The organism is Spirosoma pomorum (genome assembly GCF_054776615.1).
On sequence record NZ_BAAHBP010000021.1, the window covers coordinates 23593 to 46093 of the forward strand.

The following is a 22501-nucleotide window of genomic DNA, read 5'->3' on the forward strand; positions in this document are numbered from 1 at the left end:
GGACTAGTCGAAAACCTTAGTGGATTACCACTGGTTAGTACGACGAACCCTAACCCAGAATTTATGAATATTACCCTTGCCCAAGCGCAGCAGGCTGTGGAGGCTGCCAAACAGAAAGCCAGCGAGATTGGCACGCTGATGAACATTGCCGTGGTTGACGCTGGCGCTAACCTGACCGCTTTTGTGCGTATGGATGGAGCCTGGCTGGGTTCCGTTGACATCGCCATGCGGAAAGCCCGTACCGCTCGCTATTTCGACATGCCCAGCGGTGAACTCGGCAAACTATCGCAGCCCGGTGGCTCACTCTACAACATAGAACACGCCAACGGTGGCCTGATTACGTTTCCGGGGGGAATTCCGATCAAAAATGCACAGGGGGAGATCATTGGGGCCATTGGTGTGTCGGGAAGTACCGTCGACAACGACCATGCTGTTGCCCAAGCGGGTGTCGACGCCATCGTCTAATTCCATAAACTAGTACTAAAAAAGCCCTCGACTGTGCAGCCGATGGCTTTTTTAGTACCTGATGGGTGAGACTGTTCAGATCAGTTGCCCTGCTCCCAGGCAGGGAATGACGCCAGTCCAGGTCATAGCTTCGTTCGGACAGCCATGAAAAAAAGCAACAAACAATAACCGCGGCCACTTGTCAGACGATCGCGATGCCAGGAAGGCTCCTGTTAGGAAAAGGAGCCCGTTGTATTCGCGCGCTCACTCATTCGCTTTATAGCTGGTCAGAGAAATAATGCTGGGTAAAACACCGGTAATCAGCCTACTGGCTCTGTCTGTCGCCGGAACGGGTAACTTTTAGTCAGAAATACCACGCGATCCCCCTAAATTTTGCGTACCTTTATGCCCCGTAACGACCAAAACAGGTTTGCATCATGGCGGCTACGGGACCAAAATCCGCGAAATATATTTTTGTTACGGGCGGGGTAACTTCATCACTCGGTAAAGGCATCATTGCCTCTTCACTAGCAACACTTCTTCAGTCACGGGGACTTACGGTAACGATCCAGAAATTCGATCCGTACATCAACATCGACCCCGGTACGCTCAATCCTTACGAACATGGCGAATGCTACGTCACCGACGACGGGGCGGAAACAGACCTTGATTTAGGGCACTACGAGCGCTTTCTGAACCGGCCAACGTCGCAGGCGAACAACATCACGACGGGACGTATTTATAACAACGTCATTACCCGTGAGCGCCGGGGCGATTTCCTGGGGAAAACCGTGCAGGTAGTACCGCACATCACCGACGAGATCAAGCGGAACATTAAGCTGCTGGGTGATACGGGAGAGTACGACATCATCATTACCGAAATTGGCGGCTGCGTGGGCGATATCGAGTCGCTGCCCTTCGTGGAAGCGGTACGTCAGCTAAAATTCGAACTCGGCGAACGGGATACGCTGGTAATTCACCTGACCCTGATTCCGTACCTGAAATCGGCGGGTGAACTGAAAACCAAACCCACCCAGCACTCGGTACGGATGCTGCTGGAGAACGGCGTGCAGCCCGACATCATCGTTTGCCGCACCGAGCATCCGCTGCCGCAGGACATTCGCCGAAAAATTGCCCTCTTCTGTAACGTGCAGGTTAGTTCGGTCGTCGAAGCGATGGACGCGGAGACGATTTACGACGTGCCGCTGCTGATGCAGAAGGAGCGGCTCGATCAGCGGGCCTTGTACATGCTTGGTATGTACAATGACAAAGACGCGGAGCTGGACGCCTGGAAGAATTTCCTGGGGCGGCTACGTAATCCCGGCGAAACGGTGCGGATCGGTCTGGTGGGTAAATACGTGGAGCTTCACGACGCCTACAAATCCATCGCTGAAGCGTTTGTTCACGCCGGTGCGCAGAACGAATGTAAAGTAAAGCTTGAATGGATTCAGTCCGAAACACTGGTCGACGAGCACCACTGCGCCGAAACACTGCGCGAGCTGGACGGCGTGCTGGTAGCACCGGGCTTCGGCGAACGCGGAATTGACGGAAAAATCAACGCCGTTCGCTTCGTGCGCGAAAATGGAATTCCCTTCTTGGGGATTTGCCTGGGTATGCAGATGGCCGTCATCGAATACGCCCGCAACGTACTGGGTATCGAAAACGCTCACTCGACCGAGATGGACCCCCACACCGACGCCCCCGTCATTAACATGATGGAGGAGCAGAAAAAAGTAACCGATATGGGCGGCACGATGCGCTTGGGGGCATATCCCTGTAAAATCGAAAAAGATTCACGAGCGTACCAGATTTACGGTAAAACGCAGATCAGCGAACGCCACCGTCACCGCTACGAGTTCAACAATGACTACCTGGAATCGTTTGCCAAGGCGGGAATGCGGGCAACGGGTATTAACCCCGAAACCGGCCTGGTTGAAATCGTTGAGGTAGCCAGTCATCCCTGGTTCGTGGGTGTGCAGTTCCACCCCGAACTGAAAAGTACGGTGATGAACCCGCACCCGCTGTTTGTGCAGTTCGTCAAGGCGGCCCTGGCCTACCACCGCCAGAAGCTGGATGTGCCCGTTACGTCCGCTGATGCCAGCGTTCTGACCGCTCCTGTATCTACCGAAGCAGAAACCGCTGGCGTGGTTGATTAACCGCCCAGATTGGCGTATTTTTGCGCGACACAAGTGACCCTGTCCGGTCGTGATGGCCAGACAGGGTTGACTTTCAAACTTATAGAATGGATCGTAATCAAATTATCGGCATTGTCCTGATTCTGGCAATGTTGGTTGGCTACCAGTACCTGGTGCCAAAACCCGCGCCGGAGAAGAAACCAGCGCAACAAACCCAGACGAGTAACCCAAAAACAGCGGCCGATGCGGCTGCTGCCATTGATAAGGCCGGGCCGCGTTCGGCTGAACGCGGCCCGGCTGAGCAGCCGCTGGATTCGGCGGCTGCCCGCGCCCAGTTCGGTGATTTTGCGTCGGCCGCTACGGGGCAGGAACAGGAGATCGTCCTGGAAAACAACGACATGAAAGTAACCTTCAGTACGCTGGGTGGACGCGTAAAGGAAGTGTTACTAAAGAATTACAAGACGTACGATCAGAAGCCGCTCGTGCTGATCGACGCGGAAAGCAGCCGGACCGTACTGGAACTGCCAACCCGTCAGGGTAAAGTTGACCTGCATCAGTTGTATTACCAGACGGATGCTCAGAGTGGAACCGTGGGAGGGCAACCCCGTCAGATAACCTTTCGGGCAACGACGGGTGGCGGAAACGCCGTAGAGCAGGTCTATACCATGCCCGCCGAAGGTTACGTACTGGGGTATGACCTAAAACTAAACGGGTTGAACAATACGGTAGCCGGTCAGAACATCCGCTTCTTCTGGGAAGACAAGATGAAGCAGTATGAGAATGACTTCATGAACAACCGCCGGGCTGCAACCATCGACTACCTGACGCAGGATGAAAATTTCGACAAGCTAAAGGAAAGCGACGCGAGCGAAGAAGCAACCCTGGAAGAACCCGTACAGTGGTTTGCTATTAAACACAAATACTTCCTGTCGGCTTTTGTGGCGAAGAACGCACCGTTGCAGAAGGCTACGTTTAAAGCGTTGGTTAATCCCGGCGATAGCATTGTCAAGACCGCCATTGCCGACGTAAGTCTGCCACTGGCCGACGTACAGGCGGGTAAAGGCCAGTACAAGTTCTACTACGGTCCGAACGATTTTCAGTTGCTGGGCGACGTTGCCCCCGAGTTCGATCAGAACGTATACCTGGGGTATTCGATTCTGAAACCGATCAACAAATACTTCTTTGTGCCGGTGTTTAGCTTCCTGGAGAAGTTTATCTCAAATTACGGGTTGCTGATCATCGCGCTGGTGGTATTCGTGAAGCTTTTGTTGACCCCGCTCACATACCGCTCGTACGTCAGTATGGCCAAGATGCGGGTACTGGCGCCGGAGATCAACGAGATCAAGGAGCGCGTGGGCGACGACATGGCCAAGCAGCAGTCGGAGCAGATGAAACTCTACCAGGAAGTGGGCGTGAGTCCGCTGAGCGGTTGTATTCCGGTGCTGGCGACCATGCCGATCCTGTTCTCGCTGTTCATGCTGTTCCCGAACCTGATCGAGCTGCGCCAGAAACCGTTCCTGTGGGCGGGTGATCTCTCGACCTACGATGCGTTTGTTACGTTCCCCACGATACCCTTCATCGGTAGTCACCTGAGTCTGTTTACCGTACTGATGACGGCTTCCTCGATTGCGTACGCGTATTACAACAACCAGACAACGCCTACGCAGCCCGGTCCCGTGAACATGAAAGCGCTGAGTTACGTCTTCCCGCTGATGTTCATGTTCGTACTGAACTCGTACCCCGCCGGTCTGACGTTCTATTACTTCGTATCGAATATCGTGACTATTACCCAGCAGCAACTGATTCGTCGGTTTGTGGATGAAGGAAAGATCCGGGCAATCCTGGACGAAAACCGGGCGAAGAACGCGAAGGGAGAGGGGAAAAAACCAGGCGGCTTCCAGGCCTTATTACAACGCCAGCTGGCGGCAGCCGACGAGGCTCGTAAGCAGGCCGAAGAAGCCCAGCGGAAAGCCAAACAGAAAAAATAAACCCCTGGCTTACGGCTGGACGGGCGAGTGACTTTTTGCCCCAAGACCCTACTTTTGTTATAACCAAAAGCAACGCCAATGCGTTGCTTTTGCGTATTCATCTAGACAATCCATGAACAGCCGCTTACTCAGATACACCGGATTGATCGTTAGTCTGGTTGGGTTGCAGACTGCCTGGGCACAATCCTTGTCCGACGGCAAAAGCCGGTACCAGGCGGCTGTCCGGCTGGTGCAGAATAAGGCGTACGAGCGGGCAAAAGCCGAATTAAACACCATTATTCAGCGGGAGGGGCCCTACGGTCCCTTTGCGCACTACTATTACGCGTTGGCGTCGTTCCGGCAAAAGAATTTTTCGCAGGCCCGGCTCATGCTGAAGCAACTCATTGCCCGGTATCCCGATTGGGTACAGCTGGACGATGCCCAGTACCTACTGGCGGCCAGCTGCATGGAAACGGGGCAGTACGAAGACGCCCTAACGGCCTTGGGTCAGATCAAGAATGCATCCCTGCGGCCCGTCATGACGCAGCTCGAACAGGCGTTTATTCCCCGGATTACTGACCTTCGGCGGCTGAAACAATTGAATCGGGAGTTTCCCGAAAACCGGACGGTAGGCCTGGCTTTGGTAGAGTTGATTCAACGGACGGGTAGTGACAAGTCCGACCTGGAACTATCGGATCGGTTAACAAACCGGTTTGGTGCACCAAGTAATGCGCCGGCTCCCGCCACTACACCCTCGGTCGAAACAGCGCCCGCCACCACGGCAAATACCCCAGCCATGACCCGACCGGGGCGGTCCCGAAACCGATATAACGTAGCCGTTTTGTTTCCATTCCGGCTGGAAGAAACCGATAAGCGCCGGTCGAATCAATACGTGTACGATCTGTACAACGGGATGAAACTCGCCAGTGAAAAACTCCAGACGGAGGGGATCAACGTGAACCTACTGGCTTATGACGTTGATAATGATGCTAATAAAGCGCTGGAGTTAGTCAGTTCACCGGGTTTCGCGCAAACGGATATGATTATCGGGCCGCTCTACGTTGAACCGAACCGAATCGCGACGGCCTTTGCTAATCAGCAGAACATCTGGCTGCTGAATCCCATTGCCACGAATAGTGATCTGGTCGCCGAACAGCCCATGGCTTTTCTGGCGCAACCGTCACTGCTCGAACAGGCCCGGGTGGCGGCCGCACAGACACAGTCCCTGTCTGGCCCGCGTCGGGCGGCAATTTATTACGGGACGGCTCGTAAGGATTCATTGCTGGCCGTAGCGTATCAGCAGGAACTGCTGGCGCAGCGGTATCAGATTGTCGACTTCCGGAAGCTCAGTGGATCGGCGCAGACTATGGCAACCGTGATGAAACTGACTACATCGAGCGCTCCTGCTTCATCGGGGACCAGCGCATCCGTCGGCCCGACGTTGCACCACGTATTTCTGGCCAGTAGCAACGAAAACGACGGCCCACGGCTAGTTGAGGCACTCAGCCGGCGCAAAGCCAATGCCCCCCTGGTTGCGACCTCAAGTGCGTTTGACCTTTACAAGAATCCTGGCTCGACCTTTACCCGGCGCGATGTCTACCTGATCAGTCCCGATTACGTAGACACGACTCGTCCGGTAGTAGCCTCATTCGACGAAGACTATCTGGCGAAGCGGAATACCATTCCATCCGTTTTTGCCCGACAGGGATACGATATGCTGCTCTTTTTCGGGCGACAACTGGCTAAAGGAGGACCCGGTCCCGTAAACCGGAGCGATATGCGTTCCGAGGCCGACGATTATCTGTCGTCTGGATTTGATTATACGCAAAACAATGACAACCAGGTCGTTCCGATCGTAAAGTATCAGGACGGCCGGTTTGTGAAAATTAATTAGTGAATGAGTAAATGAGTGAATGAGTGAATGCGCGAGTGAGTGAATATCATCCGGATTAGTAAACATGCGGTAGCTATTCACTCAGTCGCTCAATCACTCAATCACTCATTAATTCATTCGCTCATTCAAACTATGACAACGAGCGAACAACTTTTTGAGAAAGCGAAGACCCTGATTCCTGGCGGGGTGAACTCACCCGTGCGGGCATTTCGGGCTGTGGGCGGTAATCCGCTGTTTATCAAATCGGCCAACGGGCCGTATGTCGTCGATGAGGATGGTAAGCAGTACATCGAGCTGATCAACTCCTGGGGGCCAATGATTCTGGGCCATGCGTTCGAACCCGTCGAGAAAGCCGTTCGGGACGCCATTCAGTATTCGTTTTCGTTTGGTGCCCCAACCCGCAAGGAGGTTGAAATGGCTGAACTGATCACGCAGATGGTACCGTCGGTCGAGAAGGTCCGGATGGTGAACTCTGGCACCGAAGCCACCATGGCCGCGATTCGGGTCGCCCGCGGATTTACCGGCCGCGACAAAATAATCAAGTTTGAAGGCTGTTATCACGGGCACGGCGATTCGTTTCTGATTGCCGCCGGGAGCGGAGCCGTGACGATGGGCACCCCCGATTCGCCCGGCGTAACGAAGGCTACGGCCGTCGATACGCTGACGGCACCGTATAATGACCTGGCGGCTGTTGAAGCGTTGCTGGATGCCAATCATAACCAGATAGCCGCCATTATTCTGGAGCCTGTGGTGGGAAACATGGGCTGCGTATTGCCCGAGGCTGGTTTCCTGACGGGGCTGCGGGAGTTATGCACGAAGCAGGGTGTCCTGCTGATCTTCGACGAGGTGATGACCGGGTTCCGCCTGGCGAAAGGGGGAGCACAGGAGCGTTTTGGCATTACCCCCGATCTGACAACGATGGGCAAAATTATCGGGGGCGGCATGCCCGTCGGTGCCTACGGTGGCCGTGCTGATATTATGGACGTAGTGTCGCCGGCGGGACCGGTTTATCAGGCCGGTACGTTGTCGGGTAACCCAATCGCCATGTCGGCGGGGCTGGCCATGTTACGTCACCTGAACGAGCATCCCGAGGTGTACACCCGGCTGGAGGAAATTGGGGATAAACTCGTCGCTGGTTTCCGGAATGGACTGGCCAAAGCGGGGCTGAATTACACCATCAATCACATTGGGTCGATGTTCACGCTCTTCATGACCGAGCGGCCGGTAACAAACTTCTCGGAAGCTAAAACCTGCGACCTGCCCCTGTTTGGTCGCTATTTTCACGCTATGCTGAAGCGGGGTGTCTATCTGGCGCCGTCGCAGTTCGAGAGCCTGTTCCTTTCCGTCGCGCTGACCGATGAGCTGATCGATCAGGTTATTCAGGCGAACGAAGAAAGTTTAGTTGAGGTAATGGCTACGGCATGATTAAAGGCATAATCTTTGATTTTGACGGCACACTCGCCGATACGTTGCCCTTGTGCATCCGGGCATTTCGGTCATCGATCGAACCCCGACTGGGCCGCCCGGTCAGTGATGCGGAGATCATCGCTACGTTTGGCCCATCGGAACGAGGAACGATCCAGGCGCTGATTCCCCATGCGTACGAAGAAGGCGTCGCGGCTTATCTGGCACATTACGAACAGTACCATGCCGACTACCCTGATCTGTTTCCGGGAATACTGCCTTTGCTGCAGGAACTCCACAAACGAAACGTACAACTGGCGCTGGTGACGGGGAAAGGAGAGCCGAGCGCTCGTATGTCGCTGGCGTTTTACGAGCTGGCCCCGTATTTCAGCAAATTTGGCTACGGTGATTTGACTTCGAACAGCAAAACTGGGAACATTACCCGCATCGTTGGCGACTGGGCGGTGCAGCCAGGGGAGGTCCTGTACGTTGGGGATGCCCCCAGCGACATTCTGGCTTGTCGGCAGGCGGGCGTACCAATTGCGGCTGCGGCCTGGGCCAGTACGGCTGAACCGGAGCGGTTAGCCAGCTTACAGCCCGACGCGTTGTTTGAGTCGGTTGATGCATGTCAAGAATGGCTACTGCCCCGGTTATAAGTATGTTCTTTTCCGTTATTATTCCCGTTTATAACCGCCCCGACGAACTGCGCGAATTGCTGACGAGTCTTACCCGGCAGACGTATACCCGCTTTGACGTGCTGGTGATCGAGGATGGGTCCGTTCAAAAAGCCGACGGCGTCGTGGCCGAGTTTACCGACCGCCTGTCGATTCGGTATTTTGCCAAGCCAAACTCCGGGCAGGGCTTTACCCGTAATTATGGCTTTGAACGGGCAACGGGCGATTATTTTGTCATCTTTGATTCGGACGCGCTGATTCCTTCGCATTATTTTGAGGCTGTACAGCAACGCCTGACCACCGACTGGCGGGATGCCTACGGCGGCCCGGACGCGGCTCATGCTGATTTTACCCCGGTGCAGAAAGCCATCAGCTACTCCATGACGTCGCCCTTTACGACGGGGGGGATTCGGGGTAGTAAGAAAAATTTAGGCGGTACGTATCATCCCCGGAGTTTTAACATGGGTTTGTCCCGCCACGTATGGGAAACAACGGGGGGGTACAAACTGAGCCGGATGGGCGAGGATATCGAGTTCGCGATCCGGATCATCGAGTCGGGCTTTAAAACCGGATTGATTCCCGAGGCATTCATTTACCACAAACGCCGGACCAACTTCGGGCAGTTTTTCCGACAGATCCGCTTCTTCGGGCGCGCCCGGATCAATATTTCCCGCTATTACCCCAATGAACTCAAGCTGGTGCACACCTTTCCGGCGCTGTTTACCCTGTTTTTGTTCTCGGTTCCCCTCTGGGCGCTGATCAGCCCGGTCCTGTTTGGGTTGGCAGTGGGTGCACTGGCACTCCTGGCGGTATTGATCCTGATCGACGCCACCCGAAAGGAGCGGAGCCTGCGGGTGGGACTGCTGAGCGTCGAAGCGGCCTTCGTGCAACTGACGGCTTACGGGATTGGCTTTATCAGCGAAGGCTGGAAACGGCTACGGGAGCCTAAACATTTTCGGGAAACGGGGGCGAATATGGAATATCCATCGTAAAAATGCTCATCCGTAACTAAATTGGCGGGCGCTACGTTTCTAACGTATATACATACCTATCCCCGATTCGAGTATCGATGGCGAAACCTGGACAACCACCCGGCCAACAATTAATTAAACGCATGAGTACCCGCACCAAGTGGCTGCTGCTGGCTCCGGTCAGTCTGGTATTAATTGGAGCGGGGTTGTGCGTGTTCAGCGAAGCCGCCCATGCCAAGCATATGGATGCTCCGTTCCGGCAGTGGTTTCTTTGGGGGACGTACAGTTTGATCCTGATCAACGGAGGGCTGTCGCTATTCGGGCAGGCCGTGCGCTACCGGGTGCAGATTGACTACCGGCGGTTTGTGCGTCGGGAGCTGAAGAAAGTTAACCGGGACCGGTCCCGTCAGAAACGAAAAACCTCGCCAAGTAAGGGCGAGGCTTCCTGAATAAGCGAGGCAGACGAAGCTTATGCAGCTTTCTTCTCCGCGAACGATGCTTTGATCGCGTCTACGTCCACGTTTTTGATGATTGGCTTACGCAGCAGTTGCTTGATGGCGTTGGTTTTGTTATTGGCAACGGCCCGATTTTTACGGCCTTTACGTTTCAGTTCAGTTACTCCCATGACTTTATTTAATTGAAATTGTCGGTTCTCGTTCGATTGCCTGACAACAAGAACGCAGTCTGTTGACAAAGCAGGTCGCAAAAATAGCGTTTCTGCGGGAGAAAGTAAATGCTTCGCCGTAATTTTGCGGCTTGTTTAGGGCCTTTCGGTCGCTAAATGGCAATTTCTCTGGATTGATCGCCTGTCTACTCGTGACGGGCTCCCTGTTATCATGCAAAAACCAACCTTACCCAAAGGGACTCGCGATTTCGGCCCGACGCAGATGCGGAAGCGGCTTTTTATTTTTGATACCATTCGGCAGACATTCCAACGCTTTGGCTTTCAACCGCTCGAAACCCCCACGATGGAAAACCTGTCGGTGCTGACGGGGAAATACGGTGATGAAGGCGATCAGCTGTTGTTTAAAATCCTTAACTCCGGTGATTTCGCGGGTGGGCTGACCGAACCGGACCTGACGGCCGGGAGTAAAGCCCTGACACCGAAAATTGCTGAGAAGGGATTACGGTATGATCTGACCGTACCCTTTGCCCGTTACGTCGTAATGAACCGGAATTCGCTGGCGTTACCCTTTAAGCGATACCAGATGCAGCCCGTCTGGCGCGCCGACCGGCCGCAGAAGGGGCGCTACCGGGAGTTTTACCAGTGCGACGCTGACGTTGTAGGCACGGATTCACTGCTGTGCGAAGCGGAAATTATTCTGATGATCCACGAAGTCTTCCAGAACCTGGGCATTACCGACTTTACCCTAAAAATCAACAACCGAAAAATTCTGGCGGGCATCGCCGAAGCCATTGGTGTGCCGGGTCAGGAGGGAACGCTAAGCGTAGCCATTGACAAACTGGATAAGATCGGGCAGGATAAGGTACTCGATGAACTCCGGGAGCGCGGCTTCTCCGACGACATTGTCGGCCGCTTGTTGCCGCTCTTCACATTGGATACCAGCGACACCACCCAGTTGATGCAGACGCTGAAAACGTGGCTGGCTGATTCGGCAACCGCGCAACAGGGAATCCAAGAACTGGAAGAAACGCTGCAACTCGCGGAGCAATACGGTCTACGTGGTTCGAAGGTGCAGCTGGACCCTACGCTCGCTCGTGGGCTGTCCTATTATACCGGCGCTATTTTCGAAGTAAAAGCCAACGGCGTGAGTATAGGCAGCGTTAGTGGGGGCGGTCGGTACGACAACCTGACGGGCGCTTTCGGCATGCCGGGTCTGTCGGGGGTGGGCATTTCCTTCGGCGTTGATCGGATTTACGACGTCATGGACGAACTGGACCTGTTTCCGGCTAGTGCTGGCCAGGGTACGACCGTCCTGTTCGTACCCTTCGACGCGGAAGCCCGCGCGGTGGCCCTGCCGCTGCTGAGCCAGCTACGGGCCTCTGGTCTTGCCGCTGAAGTGTACCCTGATCTGGCCAAAGTCAAAAAGATGCTTGATTACGCCAACGCCAAACAGATTCCGTACGTAGCGCTGATCGGCTCCGAAGAGGTGCAGACCGGTACCGTCTCCCTGAAAAATATGGTTACCGGCGAACAGCGCCGGGTAGCCCAGGACGAGCTGGCTCAGCAGAGCTGGTCAGTCAACTGATCCTGTTTCAGGAGTTTCTTAGTAGAAGTTACCCGTTGCACCTGAACCGGATACGTACCGGTGAGGTTTGCAACGGGTATTTTGCGTTTGGGCCGGGTAGAAGCCGATAAATCAGGCTTTTTGAGTGTATGAACGGACAGGTCGGATGGGGTGGGAATAACTCTGCCGTGTGGCTGTGGCTGCTACTTGTGGTAGCGGTCGTCGGCTGTCACGCGCCCGATGCCGTTATTCCATCAGCTGGCCCTGCGCCGGTTCCCGTCGTGACCACGCCCCCCAGCGTTAGCCTGACCGTACCGTACGTCTATGTGGGCAGTTACGACAATCACCTGTACGCCCTGGATACAACTACTGGAGCGGTACGCTGGTCCTTTCGGGCTGATACGTCGATTCATTCTAGTCCGGTCGTTGCCTACGGCATGGTCTACGTGGGCAGCAACGACTACAGCCTCTACGCGCTGGATGCCGCGACGGGAACGCGTCGCTGGTCCTTTCGGACGGGCTCGGCCGTTTATTCCAGTCCCACCGTCGTCGATGGGCGGCTGTTCGTGGGGAGTCAGGATGGAACTCTGTACGCGCTGGATGCCACAACGGGGAGCTTGCTCTGGGTGCTGAATACGTCTTTTGGGCTGGCGAGCCGCGTGTATGGATTATACGGTAGCCCGGCCGTGCTGAACGGGATGGTATACATTGGTGGTCAGGATAATGACGTGTACGCCGTCGACGCAGCTACGGGTCGGTTGCGGTGGCGATTCCGGACCCAGGGCTATATCTTATCGAGTCCCGTGGTGGTTGGAAACACCGTGTACGTGGGTAGTTCGGACAAACGGCTCTATGCGCTGGATGCGGCTACGGGCGCCCGGCGTTGGGCCTATGTAACCGACGAGGTCATCTACGCCAGTCCGGTGGTCGCCAACTGTGTCGTGTACGTGGGTAGTTACGACAATAATCTGTACGCGCTGGATGCGGCCACGGGTACGGTGCGCTGGCGGTTCCGGACGGACACGTCGATTTACGCCAGCCCGGTCGTCGTCGGTAATCAGGTTTATGTGGCCAGTCGGGATCATGCGCTTTACGTGGTGGATGTAGCCACGGGGCGGGGCAATCCGCTGTTTCAGGCCAACTATGATCTGTACGCAACCCCGCTGGTGACGGGCGGCACGGTCTACGTAGGCAGTAATGACACCCGCCTTTATGCCATCGATCGGTCGTCTGGCCGATTACGCTGGTCGTTCCAGACGGGGGGCGTCATCGTGTCGAGCCCGGTACTGGCGCAACGGGATAAAACAGTCGGGGTCTATCCAACCATTAGTGGCGCCAAATAAATAGATGAGACAGGACAGGGAACGCAACGAAGCGGCTAATCGACGCCTGGTCAACTGGTTACTCCTAGGATTGGGGAGTTGGCTGTGTCTGCTCCAGGGCTGCGTTAGTCCCTACGATGCGAACGTACAGCTGAGTGCCAACCTGGTAGTCGTCAATGGGATCATTACGGATCAGCCTGGAACGCAGACCGTTTTTTTGAGCCGGGCGCGGTCGAGTGCGGATTCCAGCGCCACTACGCCAATTCAGCGGGCCGCTGTAACGCTGGCCGTTAACGGGGAAACTATCGTTTCGCTACGGGAGGTGCAGCCGGGTGAATATCAACTGCCCGACGGCTTCGTAGGAAAAGTGGGGAATACCTACCAGCTACGGTTTCGAACGGAAGAGGGAGTTGCCTATCAATCGTCGGTGGAAACGATGACTGGCGTACCGGCCATTCTGCGGACCTACGATACATATAACCCCCTAGGCCCCAAAAAAACGGCGGATGCATTACCAACGCCCGTCAACGAGATTTACGTTGATTTTCAGGACCCGGCGGGCACCCGTAATTTTTACCTCTGGCGCTGGCGACTCTACGAAACCCAGCAGTGGTGCGCCACCTGTGAGCAGGGCCGATACGTTGTGCAGGACATCGGACCGCTGGGCAGTGGCCCGCTGGCCGTGCTGGGCTGCGTGCGGGACACGACCCTGCCGACGCGGAATCTATTTGATTACCCGTGCCGGGGCCTGTGCTGGGATATTTTTTATAACCAGGACATCGATGTGTTTGCCGACAGTTATACCAACGGGCAGTTGCAGGTCGGGCATAAGGTAGCCAGCGTACCGATTTACCAGCTTAACAAGGCATCAATTACCATTGAGCAACTGTCGTTGTCGGCGGATGCATACCGATACTATAAACTGTTTGCCGATCAGACGCAGAACACGGGAACGCTGGCCGACTCGCCCCCAGCCCCGGTTGCGGGTAACGTCCGGAATCAGGCCGACCCGACGGAGAACGTCGTCGGGTATTTCTCGGCGGCTTCGGTGTCGACCAGCAGTCACCGGATCGTGCGGTCAAACGTACCATCGTCGGCGGGGCGGTTTCAGGGACTGTTCTACGCCGTCAACGGGCGGGTGCCGAACCTGGAACTAAGCCGGAATGGCGGACAAGGGTTTTCGGGCATTCCCTCGGCCGTCTGTATCCCTAGTCGCTCCCGGACCGATCAGGTGCCACCCGGCTGGTGAACGAGTTTCATGGCCGGGCGGGGCTCTTGTTTTTGCGAATAGTCAAACAACCGATTTATGGTGCTACGTATACGACTGCTGCTGGTAGGGGTGTTGCTGAGTGGGCTTGTTCGGGCGCAGACGATCCGGCTCAGTGGCATTGTCAGCGATTCGGCCACGGGTAAACCGTTGGTCGGGGCCGCCGTGATCATCGACTACCAGAAACACCTGACGGGAACCCACACGGACGAGCGTGGCCACTACGCCCTCGACGTATCGCCCCAGGAGCACATCATCATTGTCCGGCTGGTGGGCTACACGCCGGTGCGTCGGGTTGTTCCGCGTAGCACCGGTCCCCGCACCGTGAACATTAGCCTGGTGACGGTCGAAAGTCACCTGGAAGAGGTGATCGTGACCACAAAGGGGTTCGACCAGACAGTACGTCAACCTATCCTGGGTGTCAATCAGCTCAATATTAATGCGCTGCGAAAACTGCCGTCCGCGCTGGGCGAAGTGGATCTGCTGCGGGGATTGCAGGTACTACCCGGCGTCAGCAGCGTGGGGGAAGCCGCCAACGGGCTCAATATTCGGGGCGGCACCACCGATCAGAACCTGATTCTACTCGACGAAACGCCAATTTTCAATCCAACTCACATGTTTGGGTTGTTTTCCGTGTTTCCGCCCGACGTGCTTGGCTCGGTCAATCTCTACAAGGGCAACGTACCGGCTCGTTTCGGCGGGCGGGCGGCCTCGGTGCTGGATGTGTCCCTGCGCAATCCCGGCCTGGATTCGCTGCGGGGATCGGGGGGCGTTAGCGTGGTCTCTAATAAACTGACCCTGGAGGTGCCACTCGTAAAGAATCGCCTGGCGGTGCTGGTATCGGGTCGGGGAGCATTCAATGACTTTCTGCTGCCCCTGGCGAGCGAGCGGCTGCGGGGAATTCGGTCCCAGTTCGGCGATGGCGTGATCAAAGCGTTCTGGCGGGTAAACGACCGCAATACGCTGACGGGTATGGTATACGGCAGCAAGGATAAATTCCAGACGCCCCTGCTGGCAAATCTGCCCAACGTAAACGGCACCGCCACCCGCTACGATCACCAGACGGTGAATGGGCTACTTCGCTGGTTTACGGCCCTGTCGCCCCGCCTGAACCTGCAAAGCTCGCTGGTATACGTACATTACGTCCCCCGGATTCTATCGCCCGAACTAAGTGGTAATCTGGTTAGCCTGCGCTCCTCGGTGCTACAGCGGCAGGTTAGCTCCACCCTGAATTATCAGGAGCTGAACCAGAAACTGGAGGTCGGACTGACCGCCACCCACTACCGTATCGAACCCGGTACGCTGCTGCCGGGGCAGAGTCAGCAGGTAAACTACGTAACGACGCCCACCGAAAATGGACTGGAACTGGCCTTGCACGCTGATTACGAGCGAAATGTCAATGAGCGGCTGGCCCTGTCAGCGGGACTGCGGTACTCCGGTTTTTTATCACTGGGGCCGGCGCTGGTCCGTCGTTACGCAGCCGGGGAATCGCGGGATGACTTCTCGGTGATCGATTCCATCCGCTACCGGGCGGGGCAGGTGGCCAAGGTGTACGGCGGGCCCGAGCCTCGTTTGGGGCTTCGGTACTCGCTGTCACCCAACGCATCGCTGAAATTTGGGTATAACCTGATGCGGCAGTATCTGCAACAGGTCACCAATACCACAACGCCCCTGCCGACGTCGCGCTGGAAAACATCGGATGCCAACATCCGGCCTCAGGTGAGTCAGCTTATAACGGCGGGGTATTTCCTTAGTTTCAACCGGAACATCTACGAGCTGACGGCTGAGGGGTACTACCGAGCCACACAGCACATCATCGACTATAAACCCGGCGCTGATTTTTTGTTACAGCCGTACCCCGAAACGCAACTCTTGCAGGGACGTAGCGTGGCGTATGGACTGGAATTGATGGTGAGTAAGAAAAAGGGGGATTTGACGGGCTGGGTGAATTACACCTACGCCCGGACGCTGAATCAGGTGAATCAGGGCGTCTCGGTTGAGCAGGCGATCAACGCGGGTCGCTGGTACCGCGCCAACTATGACCGCCCGCATACTCTCAACGCCAATATGACCATCGACGTGGGGCGGCACAACACCTTTAGCTTTACGTTTGCCTACAGCACCGGACGACCTTATTCAAGTCCGACGGGCTACGTCAGTATCAACGGAGCGCAGTTTCCGTATTACGGCGAGCGGAACAACGAGCGGCTGCCCGACTACCACCGGCTGGACCTGGCCTGGAACATCTACAACCCCAGCATGCGGCACCGGCGCTGGGAGGGCCGCTGGGCGTTTACCATCTATAACCTGTACGGGCAACCGAACGCCTATTCTGTCTTTTTTCGTACGGAGAATGGGAAAACTAATTCGTATCAACTTCAGATCTTCGCGGCTCCGATTATCTCGCTGGCTTACAATTTTGTGTTTAAATAAGCCGCACACGACATAGTTCGCACACTTCTCGCTTCGGGCGAAACGGCTCCGTTTACCGAAAATGCATCGGTTGCTGCAACGAAGCGTTGCCTAAACACGTATCGGGAAATAAACGGAATTCGTAGAACTACTCAGGTTTGGATCTTCATCGTTGGAATTGACAACCACCCCCGCTGAGCCCGTCAGGAATCTCTTTAAAGGATTACGTAGCCATTTGCCGAAAAACAGCTTCGTTTACCGATAAGTAGTTTTGCCGGGTAATGCTCAGAAGAGTGAAGCGCGTTGAGTAGACAAATACCGGTCATTACTGGAGTTCTTTATACGTACAGTCAAGTTTTACCCGCATAGCAGCAATAGAAAAATATGGAACGGAAAGAATTTTTAAAGCGTGGCTTTGGTAGCCTGTTCAGTGTAGCCGCTCTGGCAGCCTGCAACCAGACAGATATTGATCCAACCACTTCAACGAGTACGGGTACCAGCACCTCGACGGGGGCGACCAACGGCAGTTCGGCCAGCAACTGCACCGTAACGAACTCGGAAACAGAAGGTCCCTTTCCAACGAAATCGCCCGCGAAATTTGTGCGGAGTGATATCCGCGATGGGCAGACGGGCGTAGCGCTGACGATGAACATTACTATTAAGAATGTCAATAATAGCTGTAATGCACTCGCGGGGGCGTTGGTTGACGTGTGGCACTGCGACAAAGGCGGGAATTACTCGGAATACGGTGGCACAGGTATGCAGAGTGTAAATTACACAACCGTTGATTTCCTGCGGGGGCGGCAGACGACGGATGCAAACGGGCTGGTGAACTTTACGACGGTTTTTCCGGGCTGGTACTCAGGTCGGGCTCCGCACGTCCACGTCCATATATACAATTCGGCGGGTAAGTCGCTGCTGGTAACGCAGATCGCCTTTCCATACGATATCTGTAATACGGTGTACACGACTGGACAGTCGTACGGATACACGAAAGGCGCGCAGGATACCTTAAACGAACGCGACAATGTCTTCGGCGATGGGTACACCAACGAACTGGCGACCCTGTCGGGAAGTCTGTCCGCTGGCTATACGCTCGCACACACGATCGTCGTAAATGGATAAAAGTAAAGAGCGAACGTGTGAATGAGTGAAAGAGCGAGAAGGCTGACGCAAGACTCGCTCTTTCACTCATTCACACGTTCGCTCTTTGATACTTATGAAAGGGTTGATTCGGCTGAGTTACCGGAAGGTTATTGATGGTACGTCGGCAAAGCGCTGGGACAGGGCCGTTTTTGATGAAACCTACCAGGAGTTTTACATGCAGGCCCAGCAATACGACCAGGCCGGTACTTATCAGACGCTTCAGGAGTTGATCGCCAACGTGCCCAAAGCGGAGCAACTGCATTACCTGACGAGCCGTGTGGCGATGGGCTATCTGCAACAATTAAATCAGATCATTCCCGATCTGCTTAATGCGTCGGGTCAGGAAGCCGTGCCGTTTACCCAGTTCAAGTTTGAGATTCTGGCGTCCGACATCAACCAGAAAGACGCGCATAAAGTAGCTATTACGTTCTATAGCGATCCAATTACCTGGATTGATACGTTAGGAAGCGCGTTATTTGTGGCCTATGGTGATCAGCGCCAACTGCTGGCGGAGGGAAAAGAAGTCAGCACGGATCTGCTGATGCTCCAGCCGAACCTGAACATCTGGTCTTTCCAGCCCGGATCACTCGTCCTATGAATACCCAAACCGACGCACAAATCTATCTGGCCGACCAGCGGGGCTGCTCGCAGACCAATTTAGTACGTACTTACCATACCTTTAATTTCGGGCGGTACGTAGCCGAGGGGCGAGAACCGTTCGGGGTATTACACTTACTGAATGAAGATACCCTACGGGCAGGAGCCGCGTTGAATCTGCGGGTGGAGGACGCCACCGACGTTATTCTGCTGCCACTGGAGGGGGGACTGGAGTACCAGATTCGCGAATCGACAGCCACATCCACGTCGGAACCTACCAGATCGACTCCTGATTTTCTGGAACCGGGTCAGGTGGGGGTATTATCGTTGCCAGCTGGAACGACGTATTCCGTAACGAATCCCTACGAAACCGAAACCATTACGTTCCTTCAGTTCTGGCTGCGACGGACTGAGGCAATAGCTGGCTCTACTGTCACGCACTACCGGTTTCTGCTACTCACCAAAAATATGTTGCTGCCCCTGTTTGGATCAGCGGGTGCTGGCTCCGATACCGCACTGACGAGCCGTGGCTTCATTGGCCAGTATGATGGACGGGGCGAAGGAACGTTTACGGTGCCCGCGGCAGGACGTAACGTTTTTGTGTTTGTACTGCGGGGCGTATTTGAAGTAGCCAACCGATTGCTGCACGAAAAAGACGGTCTTTCCCTTCGCTACGAGCCGGCCGATACCCATAGTGACATGGAATTTGAAGCGTTATCGGACGGAGCTATTCTCCTGCTGATCGATATGCCGCTTGGCCAGTAAACAAAAGTACCCAAACAAAAAGCCCTGACTCAAGCTGAGTCAGGGCTTTTTGTTGATCTAACATGATCAGTTACTCAACGTCCGTTGGGGTGTCCAGAGCGAGTAAGTTTGCTTTGGTTGCCGCGTTGCCCAGGGCCGCTACGTCGCCAACGACAATAATAGCCGGGTTATCAATGCCGCTGTCAATGACTCGTTGCTGAATATCGCCGACTCGTCCGGTAACAACGCGCTCGTTGGGGAGGGAGCCGTTCTGGATGATGGCGACGGGCGTGGCTGTTTTTCCGGCCTCGTCGAACGCTGCCATGATCTCCGTCAGCTTATGCATCCCCATCAGGATGACCACCGTCGCCGAGGATTGAGCCGCCAGGTGGAGGTCGGTCGAGAGTTGGCCCGCTTTGGTCGTGCCGGTTACTACCCAGAAGCTTTCCGAAAGCCCCCGTGTTGTCAGGGGAATTCCGGCGGAGGCCGGAACGGCGTAGCTACTTGACAAACCGGGTACCACGGCCGTCTCCAGACCGTGCTGTCTGGCATAGTCCAGTTCTTCGTAACCGCGGCCAAACACGAAGGAGTCACCCCCCTTCAGTCGCACGACATGACCGTACTGCCGGGCGTAATGCACAATCAGCGGATTGATATCTTCCTGTACGCAGGCATAAGCCCCCCGGCGTTTGCCAACGTATACTTTCAGCGCGTCGGGATGACAATGATTCAGCAGGTCCGGGTGCACCAGCGCGTCGTACATAACTACGTTGGCCTGCTGCAACGCCCGAATACCTTTTAGGGTGATTAGGTCCGGATCGCCCGGCCCCGCACCAACAAGGGTAAGTTTCATAAGGTCAATGAGTGAATGAGTGATTTGTGAATGAATAAAGCAGACGTCAGCCTATTCGCTCATTCGCAAATCACTCATTGATTTAGCTGTCTTTGGCCTGGACGAGTTCCTGAAGCTCGGGGAAGAAGCCCTCGCGTTCGATCTGGTCAGCGCGGAACGCCTGGACGGCACTGAGGAACGCTTCGGCTTCGGTCAAAAACTGCCGGGCAAATGCTTCGGTCGGTTCGTTTTTGTTGATGCTGAAAACGAGTGCTTTAAAATCGCCTTCCTGCTGGTGGAACAGCGATTCACCGGCAAAGACCCGGTCGAAGTCCGACACGATGCCGTGCTGTGTGTTCGTCGGTACGTCACGGCTCATCAGTCCCGCCCGGGCACCCGTGATAAACGTGTTGTACGCGTGGTAGATGGCGTCGGCCCAGCGCTCACCGGCCAGTGCTTCCTGCGCCCAGCTTAATTTTTCTTCGGCTTCGGTCAGGGTGGTGGCCACCAGGTCAATCAGGACGCTGGCGCACTCGCCGATGCCTACTTCGGTGACATACTGTTCGGTATGATCCCAGTCGATGTAATCCGTATCAACCAGCGTCTTTAGATCGGCCAGCGGTTTCAATAACTGGTAAAAATAGTTTTTTCCCTGCCGGGCGTAATAGTCCGAGTAGTACTCGCCATCAAAGCCGTTGGTTTCGTAATCCCGCAGGAGAAAACGTAACGAATCAGGCCCCCGCTTGGATGGAATCTTGATTACTTTGTCGGCGATCAATCCTTCACCCTTGCCGTTGAAACCACCGCCCAATAGCACCTGTAGGGCGGGTAACACGTAGGCTCCGTTTTTCAGCGACGAGCCGTGGTAGCCGATATTGGCTACCGAGTGCTGACCGCAGCCGTTCATGCAACCCGAAATCTTGATCTTGATGTCATCGTTGAAGACCAGGTCCGGAAACTCGTCGTGCATCATCGATTCGAGCGCACGGGTGATGCCGTAGCTGCTCGAAATGGCCAGATTACAGGTATCCGTACCGGGGCAGGTCGTAATATCAGCCGTAGTGTCGAAACCGGGATTCGCCAGCCCCAGCGCGCTGAGCGCCTGGAAAACGGCGGGCAGGTGTTCGGGTTTGACGTAACGCAGGAGGTAGCCCTGGTTGACGGTTACCCGTATATCATCGGCTGCGTACTGTCGAACGACCTGGGCCAATGCCCGCGCGGTGTCGGACGACATATCGCCCAGCAGCACCCGAAGCTGCACCGCGTACCAGCCCGCCTGTTTCTGTTCAAACACGTTTGTTTTCAACCAGGTCTGGTAAGCCGTATCGTTTTCTCCTTCCGACGTAACGCTGCCCGTCTGAGCTTTATCGTCGCCGTACTGGGGCAGCACAACCGGGACGTCGTCGTGCGAAACCGCGTAGGTCTGACTGCGTAGGGCAGGGGTTTCGTCACTAACCCGGCGAAGAAATTCCTCCAGACCGATGTCGTTCAGGAGGTATTTCATCCGGGCCTTATGGCGTTTCTGCCGTTCGCCGTACCGGTCGAAAACCCGGATAACGCCTTCAATAAATGGAATCACCCGATCTTCTTCCAGAAACTTGAAGGCCGTCTGCGCCGGGAACGGCTGGGCCCCCAAGCCACCGCCCAACACTACTTTAAAGCCTCGCTGTCCATCGCGCAGACGTGGAATCAGGCCCACGTCGTGCATGTAGCCATAAGCGGAATCTTTCTCGCTGGACGACACGGCAATCTTAAACTTCCGGCCCATATCCTGGCAAATTGGATTGCGCAGGAAATAATCGAAAATCGAGTAGGCGTAGGGCGTAATATCAAACGGTTCTTCTGGATCGATACCCGCGCGGGCCGAGCCCGTTACGTTCCGAACCGTGTTGCCGCAGGCTTCCTTCAGGGTGATACCCGCGTCTTCCAGATCGGCCCAGAGTTGTACCGAATCCTCCAGCTTGACAAAGTGAAGCTGAATATCCTGCCGGGTGGTCGCGTGCAGGTTTCCGGTGGCGTACGTATCGGACAGATCAGCAATGCGCACGAGCTGGTCGGCGGTAATCCGGCCGTAAGGTAGTTTGATCCGGATCATCTGCACGCCCGGCTGCCGCTGGCCATAGACTCCGCGGGTCAGTCGAAACTTGCGAAATGCTTCGTCGGCTATCTCGCCGGAGCGGAACGAATTAATTCTACGGTCCAGATCCAGAATGTCACGCCGGGCGGCTTCGCTTACCCGATCCGTCAAGTGAATAGCCATAAAGTATATTCTCTATAGAGTTAAAAGACTATGTAATAAAACGAAACGCCGATTGAGTTCGGCGTCTGGTTCTTGTGTATTTCAGGTACAAGTATAAGGCAAATACTCAGGGAAAAGGTTCAGCCCATGCCCAACTTCTGGTTATGGGCGATAACGATACGTTATCGAACAGAGACAAAGAGCGAAAGAATGAGAGAGCGAAAGAGCGATCTAACCGGATGGCTTCGCTCTCTCATTCTTTCA

The 22501-nt window shown here is 55.3% G+C and carries 18 protein-coding genes; 15 read left to right on the forward strand and 3 right to left on the reverse strand.

The annotated features are described in order from the left end of the window. Positions 1-63: 63 nt before the first annotated feature. The 8 genes from ACYVAD_RS11710 (at position 64) to ACYVAD_RS11745 (ending at position 9938) form a co-directional block, all read left to right on the forward strand. Positions 64-465, forward strand: coding sequence for a GlcG/HbpS family heme-binding protein (locus tag ACYVAD_RS11710; protein WP_461139677.1), 402 nt, complete (start codon positions 64-66; stop codon positions 463-465). 416 nt (positions 466-881) lie between these two features. Then, positions 882-2600, forward strand: a complete 1719-nt coding sequence (locus tag ACYVAD_RS11715) for a CTP synthase (RefSeq protein WP_461139678.1) — start codon at positions 882-884, stop codon at positions 2598-2600. 86 nt (positions 2601-2686) lie between these two features. Next, positions 2687-4567: a membrane protein insertase YidC gene (gene yidC, locus ACYVAD_RS11720; RefSeq protein WP_461139679.1), complete on the forward strand. Its 1881-nt coding sequence runs from the start codon at positions 2687-2689 to the stop codon at positions 4565-4567. A gap of 112 nt (positions 4568-4679) precedes the next feature. Next, positions 4680-6440, forward strand: coding sequence for an ABC transporter substrate-binding protein (locus ACYVAD_RS11725; RefSeq protein WP_461139680.1), 1761 nt, complete (start codon positions 4680-4682; stop codon positions 6438-6440). Positions 6441-6572: 132 nt separating this feature from the next. After that, entirely contained in the window at positions 6573-7865 is a 1293-nt protein-coding gene (hemL, locus tag ACYVAD_RS11730) for a glutamate-1-semialdehyde 2,1-aminomutase (RefSeq protein ID WP_461139681.1), read from the forward strand. Then, positions 7862-8500, forward strand: coding sequence for an HAD family hydrolase (locus ACYVAD_RS11735; protein ID WP_461139682.1), 639 nt, complete (start codon positions 7862-7864; stop codon positions 8498-8500). Before hemL ends, ACYVAD_RS11735 begins: the two co-directional genes overlap by 4 nt. 2 nt (positions 8501-8502) lie before the next feature. Next, positions 8503-9510, forward strand: coding sequence for a glycosyltransferase (locus ACYVAD_RS11740; protein WP_461139683.1), 1008 nt, complete (start codon positions 8503-8505; stop codon positions 9508-9510). Positions 9511-9632: 122 nt separating this feature from the next. Then, positions 9633-9938 carry a hypothetical protein gene (locus ACYVAD_RS11745; RefSeq protein ID WP_461139684.1) on the forward strand — a complete coding sequence of 102 codons (306 nt, stop codon included), beginning with the start codon at positions 9633-9635 and terminating at the stop codon, positions 9936-9938. A gap of 20 nt (positions 9939-9958) precedes the next feature. Here ACYVAD_RS11745 and ACYVAD_RS11750 read toward each other — a convergent pair whose 3' ends face one another. Then, entirely contained in the window at positions 9959-10114 is a 156-nt protein-coding gene (locus ACYVAD_RS11750) for a hypothetical protein (RefSeq protein WP_461139685.1), read from the reverse strand. 211 nt (positions 10115-10325) lie between these two features. Between ACYVAD_RS11750 and hisS the strand changes: the two genes are divergently transcribed. The 7 genes from hisS to ACYVAD_RS11785 all read left to right on the forward strand — a co-directional run bounded on the left by hisS (position 10326) and on the right by ACYVAD_RS11785 (position 19187). Then, positions 10326-11699: a histidine--tRNA ligase gene (gene hisS, locus ACYVAD_RS11755; protein ID WP_461139686.1), complete on the forward strand. Its 1374-nt coding sequence runs from the start codon at positions 10326-10328 to the stop codon at positions 11697-11699. 128 nt (positions 11700-11827) lie between these two features. Continuing rightward, on the forward strand, positions 11828-13021 hold the full coding sequence (locus ACYVAD_RS11760; RefSeq protein WP_461139687.1) for a beta-alanine-activating enzyme beta-propeller domain-containing protein: 1194 nt from the start codon (positions 11828-11830) through the stop codon (positions 13019-13021). 4 nt (positions 13022-13025) lie between these two features. Further along, positions 13026-14249, forward strand: a complete 1224-nt coding sequence (locus tag ACYVAD_RS11765; protein ID WP_461139688.1) for a DUF4249 domain-containing protein — start codon at positions 13026-13028, stop codon at positions 14247-14249. Positions 14250-14306: 57 nt separating this feature from the next. Continuing rightward, complete coding sequence (locus tag ACYVAD_RS11770) at positions 14307-16700, forward strand: TonB-dependent receptor (protein ID WP_461139689.1); 2394 nt, start codon at positions 14307-14309, stop codon at positions 16698-16700. 363 nt (positions 16701-17063) lie between these two features. Then, complete coding sequence (locus ACYVAD_RS11775; protein WP_461139690.1) at positions 17064-17804, forward strand: dioxygenase family protein; 741 nt, start codon at positions 17064-17066, stop codon at positions 17802-17804. Between the two features lie 94 nt (positions 17805-17898). Beyond that, positions 17899-18423 carry a hypothetical protein gene (locus ACYVAD_RS11780; RefSeq protein WP_461139691.1) on the forward strand — a complete coding sequence of 175 codons (525 nt, stop codon included), beginning with the start codon at positions 17899-17901 and terminating at the stop codon, positions 18421-18423. Beyond that, positions 18420-19187 carry a pirin family protein gene (locus ACYVAD_RS11785; RefSeq protein ID WP_461139692.1) on the forward strand — a complete coding sequence of 256 codons (768 nt, stop codon included), beginning with the start codon at positions 18420-18422 and terminating at the stop codon, positions 19185-19187. Before ACYVAD_RS11780 ends, ACYVAD_RS11785 begins: the two co-directional genes overlap by 4 nt. Before the next feature lie 70 nt (positions 19188-19257). On the opposite strand, the gene cobA is transcribed toward ACYVAD_RS11785, so the two are convergent. Both cobA and ACYVAD_RS11795 read right to left on the reverse strand, forming a co-directional pair. Beyond that, positions 19258-20019, reverse strand: a complete 762-nt coding sequence (gene cobA, locus ACYVAD_RS11790) for a uroporphyrinogen-III C-methyltransferase (RefSeq protein ID WP_461139693.1) — start codon at positions 20017-20019, stop codon at positions 19258-19260. Positions 20020-20101: 82 nt separating this feature from the next. Continuing rightward, positions 20102-22258, reverse strand: coding sequence for a nitrite reductase (locus ACYVAD_RS11795; RefSeq protein ID WP_461139694.1), 2157 nt, complete (start codon positions 22256-22258; stop codon positions 20102-20104). Positions 22259-22501 lie beyond the last annotated feature (243 nt).

Coding starts and splice junctions, on each gene's coding strand:
- ACYVAD_RS11760 (WP_461139687.1), top strand. CDS start 11,828: ATGAACGGACAGGTCGGATGGGGTGGGAATAACTCTGCCGTGTGGCTG.
- ACYVAD_RS11745 (WP_461139684.1), top strand. CDS start 9,633: ATGAGTACCCGCACCAAGTGGCTGCTGCTGGCTCCGGTCAGTCTGGTA.
- ACYVAD_RS11725 (WP_461139680.1), top strand. CDS start 4,680: ATGAACAGCCGCTTACTCAGATACACCGGATTGATCGTTAGTCTGGTT.
- ACYVAD_RS11770 (WP_461139689.1), top strand. CDS start 14,307: ATGGTGCTACGTATACGACTGCTGCTGGTAGGGGTGTTGCTGAGTGGG.
- ACYVAD_RS11740 (WP_461139683.1), top strand. CDS start 8,503: ATGTTCTTTTCCGTTATTATTCCCGTTTATAACCGCCCCGACGAACTG.
- yidC (WP_461139679.1), top strand. CDS start 2,687: ATGGATCGTAATCAAATTATCGGCATTGTCCTGATTCTGGCAATGTTG.
- ACYVAD_RS11735 (WP_461139682.1), top strand. CDS start 7,862: ATGATTAAAGGCATAATCTTTGATTTTGACGGCACACTCGCCGATACG.
- ACYVAD_RS11765 (WP_461139688.1), top strand. CDS start 13,026: ATGAGACAGGACAGGGAACGCAACGAAGCGGCTAATCGACGCCTGGTC.
- ACYVAD_RS11775 (WP_461139690.1), top strand. CDS start 17,064: ATGGAACGGAAAGAATTTTTAAAGCGTGGCTTTGGTAGCCTGTTCAGT.
- ACYVAD_RS11715 (WP_461139678.1), top strand. CDS start 882: ATGGCGGCTACGGGACCAAAATCCGCGAAATATATTTTTGTTACGGGC.
- ACYVAD_RS11795 (WP_461139694.1), bottom strand. CDS start 22,258: ATGGCTATTCACTTGACGGATCGGGTAAGCGAAGCCGCCCGGCGTGAC.
- hisS (WP_461139686.1), top strand. CDS start 10,326: ATGCAAAAACCAACCTTACCCAAAGGGACTCGCGATTTCGGCCCGACG.
- ACYVAD_RS11710 (WP_461139677.1), top strand. CDS start 64: ATGAATATTACCCTTGCCCAAGCGCAGCAGGCTGTGGAGGCTGCCAAA.
- ACYVAD_RS11780 (WP_461139691.1), top strand. CDS start 17,899: ATGAAAGGGTTGATTCGGCTGAGTTACCGGAAGGTTATTGATGGTACG.
- cobA (WP_461139693.1), bottom strand. CDS start 20,019: ATGAAACTTACCCTTGTTGGTGCGGGGCCGGGCGATCCGGACCTAATC.
- hemL (WP_461139681.1), top strand. CDS start 6,573: ATGACAACGAGCGAACAACTTTTTGAGAAAGCGAAGACCCTGATTCCT.
- ACYVAD_RS11785 (WP_461139692.1), top strand. CDS start 18,420: ATGAATACCCAAACCGACGCACAAATCTATCTGGCCGACCAGCGGGGC.
- ACYVAD_RS11750 (WP_461139685.1), bottom strand. CDS start 10,114: ATGGGAGTAACTGAACTGAAACGTAAAGGCCGTAAAAATCGGGCCGTT.